Source organism: Nitratireductor lacus, from assembly GCF_056431025.1.
The window spans coordinates 36566-53054 of sequence record NZ_JBWKMB010000007.1 but is presented as its reverse complement, the minus strand read 5'-3'; the positions used below and the strand labels follow the sequence as shown (position 1 = coordinate 53054).

General features: G+C 61.6%; 20 protein-coding genes. 7 read left to right on the top strand and 13 right to left on the bottom strand.

Going from position 1 to position 16489, the window contains the following annotated elements:
* Positions 1-6: 6 nt before the first annotated feature.
* The gene (locus AC07E3_RS07575) at positions 7-708 is read right to left on the bottom strand and encodes an ABC transporter ATP-binding protein (RefSeq protein ID WP_336071014.1); all 702 of its coding nucleotides are present in this window, start codon (positions 706-708) and stop codon (positions 7-9) included.
* Positions 709-788: 80 nt separating this feature from the next.
* Between AC07E3_RS07575 and AC07E3_RS07570 the strand changes: the two genes are divergently transcribed.
* Entirely contained in the window at positions 789-1478 is a 690-nt protein-coding gene (locus tag AC07E3_RS07570) for an arylesterase (protein WP_478360984.1), read from the top strand.
* Between the two features lie 79 nt (positions 1479-1557).
* On the top strand, positions 1558-2157 hold the full coding sequence (gene thpR / locus AC07E3_RS07565; RefSeq protein ID WP_478360982.1) for an RNA 2',3'-cyclic phosphodiesterase: 600 nt from the start codon (positions 1558-1560) through the stop codon (positions 2155-2157).
* On the opposite strand, the gene AC07E3_RS07560 is transcribed toward thpR, so the two are convergent.
* Positions 2106-2579, bottom strand: a complete 474-nt coding sequence (locus AC07E3_RS07560) for a low molecular weight protein-tyrosine-phosphatase (RefSeq protein WP_478360980.1) — start codon at positions 2577-2579, stop codon at positions 2106-2108. The genes thpR and AC07E3_RS07560 overlap by 52 nt on opposite strands.
* Before the next feature lie 58 nt (positions 2580-2637).
* Here AC07E3_RS07560 and AC07E3_RS07555 point away from each other — a divergent pair, with 58 nt between their 5' ends.
* From AC07E3_RS07555 to rlmN, 4 genes are all read left to right on the top strand, one after another.
* Positions 2638-2934: a 4a-hydroxytetrahydrobiopterin dehydratase gene (locus tag AC07E3_RS07555; RefSeq protein WP_478360978.1), complete on the top strand. Its 297-nt coding sequence runs from the start codon at positions 2638-2640 to the stop codon at positions 2932-2934.
* 73 nt (positions 2935-3007) lie between these two features.
* Positions 3008-3388 carry a YkvA family protein gene (locus AC07E3_RS07550; RefSeq protein WP_336071008.1) on the top strand — a complete coding sequence of 127 codons (381 nt, stop codon included), beginning with the start codon at positions 3008-3010 and terminating at the stop codon, positions 3386-3388.
* Positions 3389-3618: 230 nt separating this feature from the next.
* The gene (locus AC07E3_RS07545) at positions 3619-4119 is read left to right on the top strand and encodes an invasion associated locus B family protein (protein WP_336071006.1); all 501 of its coding nucleotides are present in this window, start codon (positions 3619-3621) and stop codon (positions 4117-4119) included.
* 139 nt (positions 4120-4258) lie between these two features.
* Entirely contained in the window at positions 4259-5485 is a 1227-nt protein-coding gene (gene rlmN, locus AC07E3_RS07540; protein WP_336071004.1) for a dual-specificity RNA methyltransferase RlmN, read from the top strand.
* Positions 5486-5497: 12 nt separating this feature from the next.
* Here rlmN and AC07E3_RS07535 read toward each other — a convergent pair whose 3' ends face one another.
* The 3 genes from AC07E3_RS07535 to AC07E3_RS07525 all read right to left on the bottom strand — a co-directional run bounded on the left by AC07E3_RS07535 (position 5498) and on the right by AC07E3_RS07525 (position 8195).
* Positions 5498-6139: a LysE family translocator gene (locus tag AC07E3_RS07535; protein ID WP_065816817.1), complete on the bottom strand. Its 642-nt coding sequence runs from the start codon at positions 6137-6139 to the stop codon at positions 5498-5500.
* A 93-nt stretch (positions 6140-6232) separates the two neighbouring features.
* Complete coding sequence (locus AC07E3_RS07530) at positions 6233-7264, bottom strand: SIS domain-containing protein (protein WP_336071001.1); 1032 nt, start codon at positions 7262-7264, stop codon at positions 6233-6235.
* A gap of 40 nt (positions 7265-7304) precedes the next feature.
* Entirely contained in the window at positions 7305-8195 is an 891-nt protein-coding gene (locus AC07E3_RS07525; protein ID WP_478360974.1) for an N-acetylmuramic acid 6-phosphate etherase, read from the bottom strand.
* A 246-nt stretch (positions 8196-8441) separates the two neighbouring features.
* Between AC07E3_RS07525 and AC07E3_RS07520 the strand changes: the two genes are divergently transcribed.
* Positions 8442-9233 carry a GntR family transcriptional regulator gene (locus tag AC07E3_RS07520; RefSeq protein WP_478360972.1) on the top strand — a complete coding sequence of 264 codons (792 nt, stop codon included), beginning with the start codon at positions 8442-8444 and terminating at the stop codon, positions 9231-9233.
* Here AC07E3_RS07520 and AC07E3_RS07515 read toward each other — a convergent pair.
* The 8 genes from AC07E3_RS07515 to AC07E3_RS07480 form a co-directional block, all read right to left on the bottom strand.
* Positions 9230-10750 (bottom strand): di-heme oxidoreductase family protein, encoded by a 1521-nt coding sequence (locus AC07E3_RS07515; RefSeq protein WP_478360970.1) that lies wholly within the window; start codon positions 10748-10750, stop codon positions 9230-9232. The two genes, AC07E3_RS07520 and AC07E3_RS07515, sit on opposite strands and share 4 nt — an antisense overlap.
* 58 nt (positions 10751-10808) lie before the next feature.
* Positions 10809-12065: an imelysin family protein gene (locus AC07E3_RS07510; protein ID WP_374730043.1), complete on the bottom strand. Its 1257-nt coding sequence runs from the start codon at positions 12063-12065 to the stop codon at positions 10809-10811.
* Between the two features lie 138 nt (positions 12066-12203).
* Positions 12204-13418: a beta-ketoacyl-[acyl-carrier-protein] synthase family protein gene (locus AC07E3_RS07505; RefSeq protein ID WP_336070996.1), complete on the bottom strand. Its 1215-nt coding sequence runs from the start codon at positions 13416-13418 to the stop codon at positions 12204-12206.
* Complete coding sequence (locus tag AC07E3_RS07500; RefSeq protein WP_065816811.1) at positions 13419-13694, bottom strand: acyl carrier protein; 276 nt, start codon at positions 13692-13694, stop codon at positions 13419-13421.
* A gap of 147 nt (positions 13695-13841) precedes the next feature.
* The gene (locus AC07E3_RS07495; protein ID WP_336070995.1) at positions 13842-14339 is read right to left on the bottom strand and encodes a hypothetical protein; all 498 of its coding nucleotides are present in this window, start codon (positions 14337-14339) and stop codon (positions 13842-13844) included.
* 79 nt (positions 14340-14418) lie between these two features.
* Entirely contained in the window at positions 14419-15102 is a 684-nt protein-coding gene (locus tag AC07E3_RS07490; RefSeq protein WP_336070994.1) for a D-lyxose/D-mannose family sugar isomerase, read from the bottom strand.
* A gap of 79 nt (positions 15103-15181) precedes the next feature.
* Positions 15182-15418, bottom strand: a complete 237-nt coding sequence (locus AC07E3_RS07485) for an Lrp/AsnC ligand binding domain-containing protein (RefSeq protein WP_007010700.1) — start codon at positions 15416-15418, stop codon at positions 15182-15184.
* Positions 15419-15473: 55 nt separating this feature from the next.
* Complete coding sequence (locus tag AC07E3_RS07480) at positions 15474-16304, bottom strand: alpha/beta hydrolase (RefSeq protein WP_478360965.1); 831 nt, start codon at positions 16302-16304, stop codon at positions 15474-15476.
* Positions 16305-16489: the final 185 nt, after the last annotated feature.

Genomic DNA, 16489 nt, shown 5'->3' with positions numbered 1-16489 from the left:
CCGAATTCATGCCATTGCGGCCTTCTCGACCGCGACCTCGGGCTCGATGCGCCCCGAGCGCATCGCCACCTGTCGCTCGCAGCGGGCGGCAAGGGCGGGATCATGGGTAACGAGCACAAGCGACGTCCCACGCTCCTTCGCCTTGGCAAACAGCATATCGGCAATCTGCCGGCCCGTGGCCTGATCGAGATTGCCGGTCGGTTCGTCGGCGATCAGGATCGCCGGCCCCGGCGCCAGCGCGCGGGCAATGGCCACGCGCTGCTGTTCACCGCCCGAGAGCTCGCCCGGATAGTGTGTCAGGCGCTGCGAAAGACCGACAGCGGCCAGTTCCTCCTCGGCTGCACCAAACGGATCGGCATGCCCGGCCAGTTCCAGCGGAACAGCGACGTTCTCCAGCGCCGTCATGTTGGGGATGAGGTGAAAGGACTGGAAAACGATACCGATCGAACGGCCGCGAAAGGCGGCAATCGCATCTTCGCTCAGCCCGTTGATCTGTGTTCCGCCAACCCGCACCATGCCGTCATCAACGCGCTCGAGCCCCGCGATCACCATCAGCAGCGTGGATTTACCCGAACCGGACGGGCCGACGATCGCTGTCGAGCGTCCCCGTTCGACGGAGAGGCTCACCCCTTTGAGAACATGCACAGAGGAAGCGCCCTCGCCCAGCGTCAGCGACACGTTCTCAAGTTCGATCACGGCTTCTGTCACGGAAAAGACATCCTATATTGGGAAGAAATGACGCTGGGATCGTACAAGTGTTCGATTCTGGCAAATATGGGTTCTCCCGCATGGCATTCAAATTTTTTCGTCCTTCCGGCCAGTTCACAAAAATTTCATCGGCCGCCGCAGCACTCATGCTGGCGCTTTGCATCGCCGTGACCGCCCGCGCCCAGACCGCCGAAACCGCCGGGACAATTGAGATTGTCGGTTTCGGCGACAGTCTTATGGCGGGCTACAATCTCGGGCCGGGAGAAGGTTTCCCGGAACAGCTCGAAGACGCGCTCAGGGCGGAAGATTACGATGTTGCAATCACCAATGCCGGCGTTTCCGGCGATACCACCAGCGGCGGGCTTTCACGTCTTGAATGGTCCATTCCTGAAGATGCAGACATTGTGCTTCTGGAGCTGGGCGCCAACGACATGCTGCGTGGCATTCCCCCCGCATCCACCGAACAAAATCTCGACCGGATGATCGCCACACTGAAGGAACGCGGGCAGCATGTGATCCTGGCCGGCATGCTGGCCGCGCCCAATCTGGGCGAAGACTATGCCGCCGCCTTCAACCCGCTCTATGAGCGGTTGGCGGAGAAACACGAAATCCCCCTCATCCCGTTCTTTCTCGACGGCGTGGCCGCCGAACCGTCACTGCTTCTGGAAGACGGGATGCACCCGAATGCCCAGGGTGTTGCACGCATGGTGGAGCGCATCCTGCCCACCTTCCGCGAAGTGCTCGACAAGCAACAGGAAGAAGGCACGTAAAACTTGATGAAGAAACCGCTTGCTCACGGTGGCAATCGGTGATTCGCTGTCATTGACAGTGCGATTCGAGGAGGTTGCCATGCCGCGACTTTTCACCGCCCTCGAGATCCCGCGTGACGCCGCTTTGTCGTTGTCACTTCTGCGCGGGGGCCTCCCAGGAGCTCGTTGGATCGACGTCGAAAACTATCATCTGACATTGCGGTTCTTTGGCGATGTGGAAGGCCACACGGCCGACGAGATCGCCAATGCCCTCGATAGGGTTCGGCGTCCAGCCTTCACGATGAAGCTTTCCGGTGTCGGGGCCTTCGGGCAGAAGAAACCGCACTCCATCTGGGCCGGCGTGTCCGCTTCGCCTGATCTCTACGCCCTGCAGGGTGAAATTGAAGGCATCTGCCGGCGCTTACGACTGCCGCCGGACCCCAGGAAGTTCACACCGCATGTAACGCTGGCGCGCCTGAAGAACGCCAGTCCACGCGACGTGGCAAACTATCTTTCCGCCCGCGGCAACTTTGCCTCGGTCCCCTTCACCCTTGGTCGTTTCGTGCTGATGTCTTCGCGCGCCTCGTTCGGCGGCGGACCGTACATCATAGAGGAAGCCTGGCCTCTGGTGGGCGCGGACTACGACCGTCAGGCGAGTTTCGACAACAGTGCTTCGGAAGCCTCGCGGATCGTCTGGTAGACTGAAGCGAAGCCGTCATCGCCCCCGTAATAGGGATCGGGAATGTCGAGCGTTCGGCCATCTGCATAATTGAGAAAGAGGTGGATCTTCCCTGCCGCCGCCTCCGGCGCGCGCTCACGCAGCGTCCGGACATTGTTGCGGTCCATGCCCAGAAGCAGGTCGAACCGTTCAAAGTCCCGGGCGTTCACCTGCCGCGCCCGCTGCATGGAGATGTCGACGCCGAACCGGCGGGCGATCTCGATCGAGCGCGGGTCGGGCGCACTGCCCACATGCCAGGCACCCGTTCCGGCAGAATCGATCATGAAATCCGCATGCCGCCCGCGCTCGGTCACCACTCTGCGAAATACGCCCTCGGCAAGTGGTGAACGGCAGATATTGCCGAGACAGACAAACAGGATAGAGGTACGGGGCTTTGCGTTCATCGTCTATGCGCTATCATCCGGGTGATGGTTCCGACAGGCGATACCATGGAGAGAGGCAATGGCAAGGGCAAAGCTCGATCCGGCAGCACTGGAACAGGCGCTCAGAACACTCGACGGATGGGATCTTGCGGAGGACGGCGGCTCCATCCAGCGGCGCTTCGTCTTCGCCGATTTCTCCGAAGCGTTCGCCTTCATGACGCGCTCGGCGCTGATGGCCGAGAAACTCAACCATCACCCCGACTGGTCGAATGTCTACAAGACCGTGAATGTCAGTCTGTCCACGCATGATGCGGGCGGGCTGACCGAGCTCGATCTGAAGCTTGCTGCCGCAATGAACGATCTGGCCCGCAGCTGATCCAGCCACCGATTCCGACTGAGCATTGAATTTTGCAGGCTGATTCCCACATCTTTGCCTGCAGGAGCACACCATGGAAGATGTGAAAATCGGCGAAATCCTTGAACCTGTCGGGCCCGGCGAGAACCGCGAGCGCGAGGAACGTGTGCGCGCCAAATTCTGGCGCACGGTGAAGAAGGCTGCCCGCCAGGTGCCCTTCATGGAAGATCTTGTCGCCGGCTATTACTGCGCACTCGACAATGACACACCGCCAAAGGTGCGCGGCATTCTCCTCGCCGCTCTGGCCTACTTCGTGCTTCCGCTTGATGTGGTGCCTGATTTTCTGCTGGGTTTCGGCTTCACGGATGACGTCGCCGTGCTGGCGGCGGCACTTAACGCCGTACGCCGCCACATCACGCCGGCGCATCGCATTGCCGCCCGGCAGGCCCTCACAGAAACCGAACGAGACGTCTAGGGTCAGGACCCCGTCAGTCAAATTCTTGCCTCTTTCATTCGTTTCAACCGGAAATGAAGGGTGTTCGGGAGTTGGCGCATCTGTTTTTGCGGCAACGGACAATCGGGGTTGAACGCATGAAGAATCCGTCGATTCGCTTCACGCTTTGGTAACCCAGATTAAATAAAAATGAAGTGATCTAGAGGGACCAGCCGGTCTCCAAACACTGGCAGAAAAAGACGGTCAAGACGATGCGCGTACTGATTTCGACACTGATGCTCATTTGCGGAATGGCGGCGGCAAGCCCCGCGCTGGCCCAGGCAACGGCGGTGGGACAGCATCGCGACTGGGGCGTCTACAGCTACCAGTCCGGTAACGGCAAGGTGTGCTATGCCATGAGCGTGCCGAAGGAAAAGCAGCCGGCCAGCCTCGACCATGGCGATATTTTCTTCTTCGTCAGCCAGAAGCCTGGTCAGAACGTTGCTTCCGAGCCGCAGTTCATCGCTGCATATGATTTCCAGACCAACTCCAAGGTGATTGTCACCGTCGGCAGCAAGAGCTTCACCATGTTCACCAAGGGCAAGTCTGCCTGGCTGGAGAACGCGGCTGAAGAGCCCCAGTTGATTGCCGCGATGAAGGGCGGAGCAGACATGAAGATCGCCGCCAAATCGGGCCGCGGCAACGACACCAGCTACACCTTCTCGCTGAGCGGCGTCACGGCTGCCATCAACGCCACGCAGAACTGCAAGTAGCGTTCGGTGAAACAGGCTGCCGGTCGCAACAGGTGACGGCAGCCTTCAGGCGTGCTATGAGCGCGGCCAATGAAGGGTGGCCCTGGAATTCGAAGAGCGAATTCACAGAGTGCTGCCCGTAAAGCACTTCTAGAACGCCATGGCACTGACACTCGACCTATCGACGCCCGAGGGGCGCGCTGAGCTGCGCCCCGCCGCAACCGCCGAAAAACAATCGCTGATCGGCCTTTCGCGGGATGAGCTGGCGGAAGCCCTGCTCTCGCTCGGTGTGCCCGAGAGGCAGGCACGCATGCGCGTGCGCCAGCTCTGGCACTGGCTCTATGTTCGCGGTGTTTCCGATTTCTCGCAGATGTTCAACATCTCGAAGGACCTGCGCGCACAGCTCGATGAGCGCTTTACAATCGCCCGCCCGGAAATCATCGAAGAGCAGATTTCGAAGGATGGCACCTGCAAGTGGCTGATGCGCTTTCCGGCGCGCGGCGCGGGCCGCCCGGTCGACGTGGAAACGGTCTACATTCCCGAGGAAGGCCGTGGCACGCTGTGCATCTCCAGCCAGGTCGGCTGCACGCTCACCTGCACCTTCTGCCACACCGGCACGCAAAAGCTGGTGCGCAACCTGACGCCAGGCGAAATTCTCGACCAGCTTCTCGTCGCGCGCGACCGCCTCGGCGATTTTCCCGATGCCGATACGCCGGACGGGGCCATCGTTCCGGCGGAAGGCCGCAAGGTCACCAACATCGTCATGATGGGCATGGGCGAGCCGCTCTACAATTTCGAGAATGTGAAGCAGGCGCTTCTCATCGCCTCCGATGGCGAAGGCCTTTCGCTCTCAAAGCGCCGCATCACGCTTTCAACCTCCGGCGTGGTTCCGGAAATCTATCGCACCGGCGAGGAAATCGGCGTTATGCTGGCGATCTCGCTGCACGCCGTGCGCGATGAGTTGCGCAACGAGCTTGTGCCGATCAACAAAAAGTATCCGCTGAAGGACCTGCTCGACGCCTGCCGCGCCTATCCAGGCCTCTCGAACGCGCGGCGTATCACCTTTGAGTATGTGATGCTGAAGGGTGTCAACGACTCGCTCGACGATGCCCGCGAACTGGTGCGGCTTCTGAAGGGCATTCCTGCCAAGATCAACCTGATCCCCTTCAACCCATGGCCCGGCAGCGACTATGAATGCTCCGACTGGGAGCAGATCGAGGAGTTTGCGGATCTGGTCAACAAGGCCGGATACGCCTCGCCCATCCGCACCCCGCGCGGGCGCGACATCCTGGCCGCCTGCGGTCAGCTCAAATCCGCATCGGAGCGGATGAAGAAAGCTGATCGGCTGAAGCTGGAAGCCATGATGATCGCCGGCCACGGCGAATAGGGCAATTCTGGCTCACCGCGCCTGCGCTGTCAGGATCTTCAGCGCAAAGGCCGAGAATACGCCTGCGAACAGATAGTCGACCACGCGGGTGACACGCGGGCTCTTCTTCAGAAGCTTGGAAAAACTGTCTGCCGCGATCACCATCGGCGCGACGATGGGCAGCGCCAGCGGAATGAACAGAAGCCCGAGAAAGAAGAGCTTGCCCGGCGCGTGCGGATCGCTGGCCGACACGAACTGCGGCAGAAACGTCATGAAGAACAGGATGATCTTCGGGTTCAGAAGATTGATGCCGAGCCCCGTGGCCCAGTTCTTCAAGAGCGACCGGCCCGCCCCGCCCTTCTTTTCCGGCGAGAAGGCGGAGCCTTTGCGGATCGCCTGGATGGCCAGCCAGATCAGATAGCCCGCACCGAACACCTTGAGCGCAAGGAAAGCCTCCGGGGAAGCGACAATCAGGGCCGAGAGCCCCAGCGCCACAAGCGCCGTGTGGATCATGATCCCGGTCATCGCACCGAACATGCAGGCGAAGCCGGCCGCCCTGCCCTGGCTCAGCGCCCGGCCGACGAACAGCGTCATATCCGGACCCGGCGTAATCGAAATCACGAAGGTGGCGAGGGCAAACTGGAGAATGGTGGCGAAGTCGGGAATGAAGGTCATGGAAGTGCTTCCGGCACGGTGTTGATCTGCCGGAAGCTAACGCAGGATCAGACCCGACGCCAGCGGCATGATTGGGAGGCCGCTGGTGCAGGATCAGATCGTTTCCGTCACCTTCTTGAGCTTGTCCGGTGTGTCCGGATTGAGCCCACGCTCCCGCGCGACACGCTCGATCAGGCGATAGTAACCGACGAGCGAGACCAGCGGGTCCAACTGGCCATGGCCGGTGGATGGCGTTCTGATGGTGCGTTCTCCCAGATCGCGCGAAGAGAAGCTCGCAATCTGCGCACCGAAGCCGCGCAGCTTTTCGAGCGACTGCGCGCTTGAAGCGAGCGCTGCGTCCTCCGGCACAAAGGCAAGAATGGGAAAGCCCTTGTCGACCAGCTGCATGGGCCCGTGCATCAGCTCGGCGAGGGAGAAGGCTTCGGCATGAAGCTGGGCCGTTTCCTTTGCCTTCAGGGCTGCTTCCAGCGCAATGGCGAAGCCCGGACCGCGACCGGCGGTATAGACGGACGCGGCACCCGTCAGAAGCGGCAGCGCCGGCTCCCAGTTCACATCGCAGGCCGCGGCTAGCGCTTCCGGCAGGCGGGCAAGCGCATTATTGAGCGCTGCATCGCCCGAGGCTGCCTGAGTGACACCGGCAAGTGCTGCTGCGGACGCGATGAAACTCTTGGTCGCCGCCACGCTGCGCTCCGGCCCGGCATGGATCGGCAACACGATGTCAGCCGCCTTCGCAAGCGGGCTCTCGGCCACATTGACCACTGCGAGCGTAACCGCGCCGCCCTTCTTGGCCGATGCCTGCGCGGCGACGATGTCAGGGCTCCCGCCGGACTGGGAAATCGTGATGTGTAGCGCACGCTCCAGCTTCAGCGAGGCGTCATAGACGGAGGCCACCGAAGGGCCGATGGACGCCACGGGAATGCCCGTGTGAATCTCGAACAGATATTTGAAGAAGCTCGCGGCGTGATCCGACGAGCCCCGCGCCGACATGCTCACCACGGCGGGCCCACGCTCGGCAATCACCCGGCCAAGTTCGGCGAAGGTCTTTGCCTCTTGCGCAAAAAGCCGCTCTACCGCCTCGGCGGCCTCGGCGGTTTCCTGAAACATCAGGGAAGGCGTGTCAGTCATGTCAGTCTTTCCGTGGGTTCGTAGGTAAATGTGGGACCATTCAGCCAAGTTCGGCAAGCGCACGGTGCAGGTCGTCGCCATTGCGATCGAGGGCGGTCTTCGCCTCGTCCGCCGAATGGCCACGCAGAACGAGCACTGCCGGCTTGACGTGGAATTCCGTCTTCTCGAGCGCCTTCCGCGCCGAGGCCTCGTCGCAGTCGGCAACCTGCATCAGCATCTCGACGGCACGACGCATCAGCTTCCTGTTGGAGGGCTTCATGTCCACCATGCGGCCGCGATAAACCTTGCCCAGCCGCATCATGACCGCGGTGGAAAAAAGGTTCATTGCGATCTTCTGGCTGGTGCCGGCTGCCATGCGCGTGGAGCCGGCAAGCACCTCTGCGCCCGTTTCCAGAAGCACCGCGCAGTCAGCGCTTTCAAGAAGCGCACTGCCGGGATTGTTGGCGATGCCAATGGTCAGCGCGCCGCACGCCTTCGCGGCATTGATTGCCGCAAGCGTGTAGGGCGTGCTGCCGCTCGCGGCGAGCCCGACGACCACGTCCTGAGGACCACAGTTGACCGCGTCGATCTCGGCCCGGCCCGCATCCGTGTCGTCCTCGGCACTCTCGCGCGCTTCGGCCAAGCTTATGCTGCCGCCCGCGAGCAGAAAAAGACTGCGCTCCTCCGGCCAGCCAAACGTGGGGTAAAGCTCGACCGCATCCAGCATGGCCACGCGGCCCGACGTGCCGGCACCCACATAGATGAGCCGGCTCTCCGGGTTCGCCAGACGTTTCGCCGCCGCTTCGACAGCCTCTTCCAGCGCCGGGAGGGCGGCAGCGGCCGCGTCCACGGCGGCTCGCTGACCATCAAGCATGGCGCTCAGCATATCCGCGGTCGAAAACCGCTCAATGTCACGATACACCTCGCTTGCTGTTTCTGTCGCTGTCGTCATGGCTGGCTCTCTGGTTTCGGGTCGGCTCGTCTCTGATAGACCAATTTAATACCAAATGATTTATCAGGCATCCTCGCAAAAATCCATTCCCCTGAAGCAAAATTGAAGTGAAACCATGCTATCCGCCTGTTTCAGAAATAAGACAGCGCGCTTCCGGTCAAACCCGCTTGCATTGGGTTCCCGTAGAATCCATAATTGGACTTATAAGATTGATACCATTTCTGCGATGATGAGCCCGCCCAATCGATGACAGATACCCTTCCAGAAACGAGGGAAGATCTCGGCGCACTCCTCGCCCGGGGCATCGAGATCGATGCCGCCGACGCGACGCCGCGCTACATCCGGCTCGCCAATGCGCTGCGGCTTCTGATCGAGACCGATGCTCTGGGTACCGGAGCAGCATTGCCATCGGAGCGCCTCCTGGCCGGGATGACAGGTCTCTCGCGCGTCACCGTGCGACGTGGCATCGAGCTTCTGGTGCGCGAGGGCGTTCTGGAACAGCGCCGGGGTTCGGGCACCTATGTTCTCGCACCGGTCGAGCGTTTCGAGCAGCCGCTGGCCGCGATCACCAGCTTCACCGAGGACATGCTCTCCTATGGCCGGAAGCCCGAAACGCGCTGGCTGGCGCGCGAATATGCAAGCCCTTCGGCACAGGAGGCCATGACGCTCGGTCTCTCGCCCGGCGACCGCGTGCTGCGCCTGCATCGCCTGCGGCTTGCCGATGCCCTGCCGCTTGCAGTCGAACTGGCCATCGTGCCGGCAGACCTTCTGCCGGACCTTTCGGCCCTGGGGACCTCGCTCTACGAGTCCATGGCATCAGCCGGGGCGCGCCCGCACAAGGCGCTGCAGCGCATGCGCGCGTGTGCCCTGCCGGAGTTCGAAGCGCGCCTTCTCGAAGCCGAGGCCGGAGAGCCCGCACTTTTTCTTGAACGCATATCCCGCACGGTCGAAGGGCGCGTGGTGGAGTTCACCCGCTCCCACTTCAAAGGTGATCGGTTCGACTTCGTCGCCGAACTCAATCTGCACCGGGAAACTTAAAGCGATTCCAGGAAGCGGATCAGATTGTCCCGATCCTGCTTTGCCATCTCGACCACGCGGTCACGCGCCGCCTGCGCCTCTCCGCCGTGCCAGAGAACGGCCTCTAGCAGTGTCCGCGCACGACCGTCATGCAGGAATGTCGCTTCCGCGTTCACTGTCGCGGTAAGGCCGATGCCCCAGAGCGGCGGCGTGCGCCATTCATAGCCATCGGCAAGCCCCTCGCCGCGACCATCGGCCAGCCCGTCGCCCATGTCATGCAGCAGCATGTCGGTATACGGCCAGATAAGCTGGAAGCGCAGGGCCGGATCGTCCACATCGCGCCGGGTCACATATTTCGGCCGATGGCACGAGGCACAGCCACTGTCGTAAAAGACCTTCTTCCCGGCAAGCACCGCAGCGTCGTCCACGTCACGCCGCACGGGTACGGCGAGGTGGCTCGAATAGAAGGTCACGAGGTTCAACAGGTCTTCCGGCACCTCCTCGGCGCCCAGTCGCTCCTGCGCGCCATGCGGCAGGGTCCGGCATTCGGTCTGCGCCTCGGTACAGTCACCCCAATGGTCCGGCGCAAGCGGGGTCGAAAGCCCCATATCGCCGGAAAACGCGCCTGCCGTCTGTTCGGCGATGGTGGGCGCGATGGCCTTCCAGCCAAAGCGGCCAAGCTTCCATTGGCCCTCCGCGTCGCGCACTCTTGCCGCGCGTCCGGAAATGCCGTCGCCGTCTTCATCGTCGGGGTCGGCCCAGGCGAGAATGTCGGCCTCATGCACGCTTTCCAGAAGACCGAGCCCGATCATCGGCGGCGCGACACGCGCCGACATCATCAGATCATCGCGCATCGGGCCGAAACCGGGTTCGGCGACCCGCAGCGTCGGCTTGCGCAGTGTGACCGTCTCGCCCCCGGAGAGCGCCACAGGTACATCCTCATAGGTGATCGCGACACGACCCTCGGGATTTAACCCGGCCACCGCATGGTCCTGAAGCTGCAACCCGTAAACCGGGTCAGGTGCCGCCGGCAAACGACCGTCTGCAATCGCCGCTTCCTGCTCCCTGCTCGCCGGAACGGACAGGCGCACAAGCAGCGACACCGCCGAATCCTCCGGCCGCGCCGGCGCATGACCGCGCCCGTCCTTGATATGGCACGACTGGCAGGCCCGCGCGTTGAACAGCGGTCCAAGCCCGTCCGAGGCCTGCGTCGATGACGGTGAGGAAACCCAATCCTTGCGGAAAAGACCGTTGCCGAGCAGGAAGCGCTCCAGTTCGGCAAACTCCAGATTGGCGGAAGAGTGCGAGAACGCGTCCGCATTAATCAGCTTCGTCGACGTGGTCGCGCCGGCGGACATGCGCTCGAAACGCTCCGGCTTGTCGAAAGCGGTCGCAGGCCGGATGACCTTTTCAACCCGTTTGCGATCCTTCTCGCTCAGATCCTCGCGGGAATCAGGGGACAGACTGTCCGCCTGAACGGATAGCGTCACGAGAGAAAACAGGCCGGTCAGAAGCGCGGCGCGGACAGAAGCGTTCATGGAAAGGGTCTATACAAACGGACACCGGGCCGGCAAGCGGCCCGGTGCAGAATTGATCTCACTCAAAAACGGCGTCGGGATTGTCGAGGCTGTCGGAGCCTTCGAGTTCGATACCGGAAAGGTCGAGCGCGACAATCACGCGCTCCAGCGAGCGGGTCTGGTCGACAAGCCCGTCAATGGCTGCCTGCACGACCGCATTGCCTTCCTCGTTCCCCTGACCGATCATCTGGTCATAGGCTTCGCCGCCCTCGGCGCGTTCCTTCAGAGCCGTCATCGCCTCCAGCGTGGTGTCGAGCTTCGCCTTCACCTCTTCGGCCAGAGCCGGGTCCTTCTCGGACACCAGGTCGGCAAGGCTCGGACCTTCAACCGTGGATCCATCGACACGCTCATAGGAACCGAAATAGACATTCCGGATACCGACGAGATCATAATAGTGGCTGTTGTGGGTGTTGTCGGAGAAGCAGTCATGCTCCTCTTCGGGATCGTTCAGAAGCAGGCCCAGCTTCATGCGCTCGCCGGCCAGTTCGCCATAGGAAAGCGATCCGAGCCCCGTCAGCATGGCGGTCAGGCCGGCCTTCGGGTCAGCCGTCACCTCCGCGCGCGCCTCGCCATCGGTCTGCCAGTTGGCCACCATCTCTTCCAGATCTGTGACCAAGAGATCGGCAGCGGCCTGAAGATACTGTCCGCGACGGTCGCAATTGTCGCCGGTGCAGTTGTCCGCATCGAAATCGGTGTAGGAGCGCGCGCCGGCGCCCGCATCCGTTCCGTTGAGATCCTGCCCCCAGAGAAGAAACTCGATGGCGTGGTAGCCCGTGGCCACATTCGCCTCGATACCGCCAACCTCGTGAAGCGACTGGATCACCTCGGGCGTGATCTCGGAGACATCGATCTCCGTACCGCCGGCGCTCACCTTGTCATTGGCGACCACATTGACCGTGTAGAATTCGTTGGCATCGGATTCCGTGCCGTAGCTGGCGTCGACATAGTCGATCAGGCCCTCATCGAGCGGCCAGGCATTCACCTTTCCTTCCCATTCATCGACAATCGCGTTGCCAAAGCGATAAGCCTCGCTCTGCTGGTAGGGAACACGCGCCGCGAGCCAGGCTTCACGGGCGGCTGCCATCGTTTCTTCAGAAGGCGCCTCCACCAGCCGGTTCACCGCTTCGCGCAGCGTCTTCGCGGTCTCCAGGCTGTCTTCATAGGTGGCCAGCGCAATGTCTGCATAAGTGGAAACCACCTCCTGCGGCTCGGCTGCAACAGCCGGCGAGGCCATGACGGCTGCGAGTGCGGTACCGATGAGTAAACGACGCTTCATGTGACTTCCCCTCTCGTCCAATCCAGATCATCGGCCGCAAGAAAAACACGACCGTCCAGCGGCCATCGACCGCCACCAAGTAATGTGGATTTAGATTATCAGGTTTATGAAGGCAACCCCGGCATCGCTTTCGCGGGGCTAATCCATCGCTTTGACAGCGATCACCGCATTGGTGCCGCCGAATGCAAACCCGTTGCTGAGCGCCACGCGCACATCCCGCCTGCGCGCCTCATTTGGCGTCACGTCCAGATCGCAGTCGGGATCGGCCTCCCGGTAACCGGCCGTGGGAGGCACCACGCCATCCCGGATCGCCATGACGCAGGCGATCAGTTCCAGCGCACCGGATGCCCCCAGGCAATGCGCATGCATCGATTTGGTCGAAGACACGGAGAGTTTCTCCGCATGCGCGCCGAACACGCGCCTGATCGCCTCGGTTTCAATCTTGTCGTTGGCTTTGGTGCCGGTGCCATGCGCATTGATGTAATCGACATCCGCCGGCGAAAGCCCGGCTTCATCCAGGCACGCCTTGAGGGCGGACACCGGCCCGTCGACCGTTGGAGCCACAATGTCCGAGGCGTCGGCAGACATGCCGCCACCGGCAAGCTCGGCCAGAATGGTTGCGCCGCGCGCCTGTGCGTGTTCCAGCGTTTCGAGAACGGCAATGCCGGCGCCTTCGCCGAGCACCAGCCCGTTGCGGTCGGCAGAGAAAGGCCGGCAGGTCTCGGGCGCGAGAACCCGCAACGCTTCCCACCCCTTCAGAATACCGTATATGAGAGGCGCATCAGAACCACCGGCAAGCATCACATCGGCACGGCCGAGCCTGATCTGATCGGCAGCCGCCAATATCGCATGGTTGGATGACGAACAGGCAGATGTGGCGCCGAAAACAGGACCGCGCAGACCAAGTGTCATGCTGACCTGTCCGGCGGCGGCTCCCGGCATTACGCGAGGGACCGTAAAAATGCCGGTACGCGGCTTCCCCTCAAGAAGAATTGCCCGATAGCTGTCTTCGATGGCTTCCCAGCCGCAAACGCCTGTGCCGACGACAGCCCCCACACGATGCGTGTTCGATGCGTCCACCGTAAAACCCGACTGGCTCAACGCTTCCCGGGCGGAAATTGCCGCAAGAAGGCTGAAGCGGTCCATGGTCACGAGCCGTTTGCGGTCGATGCCATGGTTCGGCAATTCCTTGATCTCAGCCCCGATGCGCACTTTCAGTTCGTGCAACGGCGCAGTGGTGATCGGCCCAATAGCCGGGCGACCGGCTCGCATGGAAGACCAGATGGCCGGGGCGTCGGTTCCAAGCGCGCAGATGCCGCCGATGCCGGTTATGACGATGCGCGGCGCTGTCATCTATTTCTTGGCGTCCACCAGTTCACGAACGGCGGCAACGATATCCTTGACCGTCTCCATGTTCTCCCAGGCTTCAGCCGTGTTCATTTCCACCTCGATATTGAACTCGTCTTCGACATCGAAAATGATCTCGGTGAGTTCGAGAGAGTGAATGCCAAGGTCGGCCAGCGGCGTGTCGAGCGTGATGGTCTCGACATCGTCCTGCGCATGGGTCTTGATCTTTTCCAGGATCGCCTTGCCGATCTCGTCCGTGCTCAAACTGGCTTCAGCATTCATGAAACATCTCCTGGGACTGCGTTTGCGCCGGCTTTAAAACCATGGGGCAAGGTGTCCACGCGTTACTCTTGACAATTTGCAGCCATAAGAAATCAAAGCGGAGCGGGCGGCAAGGGCATGTGGTGCATATCCGCCGATGCCTCGCAATCAGTTTCCGTTTGCCCTGCCCTTCACGAAGATTGTTACGGCGCCATTGTCGGCATATTCGAGCGCGACCACGTCTTTGAGCTGGATGGAGCGTGAATCCACGGCATGGAAAAACAGCGCGCTGCCCTCGATCGACTCGCGCAGCAGGCGAATCTCATCCTCGTGTTCGGCAATCGCCGAGACGATCACGCTTTTCTTTTCATCCAGGTCCGGAAGGAAGACGATGTCGATCTCTTCCAGCGAAAAGGTCTTGCGCACCCGCTCGGCGCTCTCCGCGGCAGCACCGATTGCCGCTACGATACGCCCGCTCGCCGTGTCGGCCTCGACCTCTTCGGTCTTTACCTCGGAGCCAACGATTGCGTCGATTGCCTCTTCACTCTGCAACCCTTGTGCGAAAAGCGGCGTTTGCAGTGCCAGTGCCGCTGCCAGCGCCAGGGCAACAACCCAGTAAAACCCGGCATCGACCGGTACTGACCGATCCGCAGTGCTCAAGCTCATGATTCAATCCCGTATGTTCGTGGCGCAGAAAACATGTTCTGCCACGGAAGGCAACGGGCACACTGCGGCGCGGGTTCCCTCAGAGCCAGGTCGGGTAATCCGAAACGAGCAGCCGATAGGGGTCTTCGTCTTCCTCGATCTCGGAAAACCGCGCGATCGGGTCGGCGAAAATATTATCCGTAACGTCGTCGTTCACGGTTGAAACCTCACCGATCAGCACATCGTCCTTTTCCCCCCAGAAGGCGTGCCAGACCCCGGGCAGGAGCGTGACGCTCTCTCCAGGCTGCAGTCTGAGGACACCGCCCGCATCCACACGGCGCATCACGCCGTCCGTCGGCACGCTGACCGGGGCCGTCCGGTCAATGTTGCCATCGGCATCCGACGCAAAAAGCTCGATGCAGAGCGTGCCGCCGCCGCGGTTGATGATGTCTTCTGCCTTGATGGCATGGGTGTGCATCGGCGCAACCTGATCGCGCCGGGAGATCATGATTTTCTCGGCATAGAGCATGCCGCGACCGTGCTTCAGATCGTCCTGATTGCCGTTGCGCACCGTGAAGAGGAACAGGCCACGCCGGTCGAAATCGCCGCCGCCATAGTCGGTGATGTCCCAGCCTAGTCTCGCATCGACAATACCGCCGATCGACTCGCGCCGCCGTTTCATCTCGTCGGGCGTCCAGTCTGCAAATGGCGGCATCACGTAGCCGAAGGAGCGGATGAACGCGTCTCCCTCGCGCAGAATCTCGTTCACTTTCGACCGTTTCACCGCCGCCTCCCATATGCGAACCGATTTAGATTGTCGGTTCGTATCGCAAGCCGGGCGCCGCGCCAAGGCGTTTGTTTGTTCAGAATGCCTTGAAGGTCAACGTGGTGAGCGAGCGGCGGATGCCCGGCACATTTGCGATATTCTCGCTGACGAATTTTCCGATGTCGACACCATCGTCGATATAGACCTTCATGAGCAGGTCGTAGTCGCCGCTGGTCGAGTAGAGTTCCGAGGCGATTTCGCGCTTGTAGAGCTCATCGGCAACCTCGTAGGTCTTGCCGGGCTTGCAGCGCAGTTGAACGAAGACAGGTCTCATAGGGGCTCCATGGAGCGGATTCTGAACGGGGTTGGACCAGACTTGGCCCATAGTCTCATACTGTCAACAGACAGCGGACGATCTGATGATCCGAATCCGCCAGTCCGTCAATGACATCGAAATGATGCCGGTCTGGTTCTTCCACAGCCGCGGTCTCCGCGCCAAGCCCGACCCAGACATTGGCCAGAAGCGCGTTCTGGCGCAGGAATTCACCACGCTCGGAGGCGCCGACCCAGCAGGTGATGCGCACGCCGGGCATGGGCGCAAGCAGCGCCGGGCTTTCCGCCTGTGCTTCCTCGGGCGTGATTTTGAGCCCCTCATTCATCGCGGTCTTCATCATCGGGCGCAGGTCATGCACACCGGAAATGGACAGGACATGACGCAACCGCGCACGCACATCCGCAGGCAGTGGCGAGGTCTCGCAGGCCATGCGCGAGGCAAGATGCCCGCCCGCCGAATGGCCGGTCAGGATCAGGGGTCCATCAACGCGTTCCGCCGCAGCGGAAACGGCTGCACCGATTTCGCGCACAATGCCGGCAATCGAGTTCTCCGGGCAAAGCGTGTAGGACGGCATGGCAACCGCATAGCCGCTGTCGACCGCCCCGGCCGCCAGATGCGACCAGTAGCTTTTGTCCAGTTTTAGCCAGAAGCCGCCATGAATGAAGACAACCAGACCGGCTGGCCGGCCTTCCGGTAGGAAGAGGTCGAAACGGTTGCGCGCGCCTTCCCCGTACGGGATGTCGAGCTCGGCCCGCCCTACAGCGGAAAGGGCATCGCGGTAAGCCTGCGCGGGCTCGACCCAAACGCCGGGCCACCGCTCCCCCTGAGGAATGTTCGCGCCATTGGCATAAGCGTCGTCCCAGTCAGCAACCTGGCGGTAAAACACGTGCATTCCTCCCTGTGGTGAAGCGAGCCGCCTGCCTGACGTTCTCGCAGGCCCCGTGGTCGCAACCCTGTCATCCCAGACTCTGTCATCATTGCAGCACGTCATGTAGACTGCGCCCAGGCCGGATATATTTCAACCTTAAAATTTCATACTTGAAATATTCCCGGTCCGGTGCGATGCTCCAA